Here is a 1,726-nt window from a genome sequence, read left to right as displayed (position 1 = left end):
TCGAATCCCTTCAATTATTGGTGAGTCAATGCTGAGGTCTGTATCCCGACGCCCTTCACCCTTCTGTGTGTGTAGAGAAACAGCGGCAATAGCCGTATTAAACGAGGGTGTGAATATGTCAGAAGCACAAAGCAAGATGACAAATATCCCTGACTTCTTTGGTGAACTTGACGGCGGTGTTTTTGAAAACAAGCTGGCTGCTGCACTGAATGAGGTCGCGTTAGGTGTCATCAACAATGGCGGCAAAGGAAAGGTAATAGTTCAGTTTGATATCGATCGGTTGAGTGCGTCGATTGAAGAAAAGCGTATTGCCATCAAACACAAACTGGCGTTCTCCAAACCAACGCCTCGCGGCAAGTCGTCCGAAGAAGATACAACCGAAACCCCAATGTATGTTGGTCGTGGCGGTAAGTTAACGATTTTGCAGGAAGACCAGGGCCAGCTATTTACGCTGGGCGGGCAACCAGACGGGAAATTAAAACAATCTGTCTAATTTCAGGTTGTCACGACCTGAACGTATTTCACCAATATTTTAAGGATCAACCATGTCTCAGACTGTAGACGCTTCTGCTATTCAACAAATTCGTGATTTGATTGCCACACAGCAATTAGATACCCGCCTTGAAGGTGTTAATTGCCCCGCCGTTGCCGTTCCGACAAATATCGGCATTAAGAGCCTGGAAGGTTTCAATAATGGTCGTTATCGCTTTCGTGGCGAATTGGAAACCGCCAGCATCGACGACTTTGTAAAATATTCCATCGGCTATTTTGAAGCCGGTGCCCGCTGCTTTATCGATGCCGATCGCATGCGTTCCATTTCCGTGTTTAACCTCGGGACGCTTGATAGCCCCGGCCACGCAGATAATAAAGCCACTCTCTCACTGAAACGTACATCGGCTTATTCCGCGCTGCTGAATGTCAATAGTGAGAAAAAAAGCCAGAAAGAACTCGCGGAATGGCTCGAAGACTGGGCCGAATTCCTCATTGGCTTTGATGCCGAAGGCAATGTCGTCGATGCAAAGAAATCAGCCGCCGCCGTTCGTCGCATCACGATCGAAGCCAACAGCAAAGCCGATTATGAAGATGAAGATTTCAGCGGCAAGCGTTCGGTAATGGAAAGCGTCGAAGCGAAGACGAAAGACATTATGCCTGTCGCATTTCAGTTTAAATGCACCACCTATGAAGGTCTGTCCGAACGCGCTTTCAGACTGCGTTTAAGCATTATCACCGGCGACCGCCCGATCCTGGTACTGCGTATCGTCCAGTTAGAGGCGGAGCAAGAGAAAATTGCCGAAGAGTTCCGTGATCTGCTGATCGAGAAATTCTCCGATACCGAAATCGAAACATTTATCGGCGTGTTTAGCGCCTAATTGCACCGCCTTAAATGCCCCATGGTTTGGGGCATTTAGTGAAGTGCAAATCCCAATGTGCAAATTAATCGCCCCATGGCGAGGGATTTACTCAACCTAAAATCGGTGTGGAGAAATATAAATGTCTAATGTTCTGGATATTTTGAAAAAGAAAAATATTAACCATTTGGTTAATGATGATGGCTCTATCGTAGTTGAGGGTGATTTGTCTCTGCTGGGACGTACTGATATCACCAGTCTGCCTGAGGGCTTGTCTGTGGGTGGCTCCCTCGACCTCGAAGGCACCGGCATCACCAGTCTGCCTGAGGGCTTGTCTGTGGGTGGCTCCCTCGACCTCAGAGGCACCGGCATCACCA

At 48.1% G+C, this 1,726-nt stretch carries 2 protein-coding genes and 1 pseudogene; all 3 read left to right on the top strand.

What is annotated here, in order from left to right; genetic code table 11:
- Positions 1–115: 115 nt before the first annotated feature.
- The gene (locus J5224_RS26665) at positions 116–493 is read left to right on the top strand and encodes a hypothetical protein (RefSeq protein ID WP_264628179.1); all 378 of its coding nucleotides are present in this window, start codon (positions 116–118) and stop codon (positions 491–493) included.
- Positions 494–545: 52 nt separating this feature from the next.
- Positions 546–1,370, top strand: a complete 825-nt coding sequence (locus J5224_RS26660; RefSeq protein ID WP_264628178.1) for a YfdQ family protein — start codon at positions 546–548, stop codon at positions 1,368–1,370.
- A gap of 121 nt (positions 1,371–1,491) precedes the next feature.
- A pseudogene (locus J5224_RS26655) lies at positions 1,492–1,726 on the top strand (hypothetical protein); the annotation flags it as partial.

The sequence above is a fragment of the Candidatus Symbiopectobacterium sp. NZEC135 genome, assembly GCF_025962695.1.
This window is presented reverse-complemented; position numbering and strand designations above follow the sequence as displayed.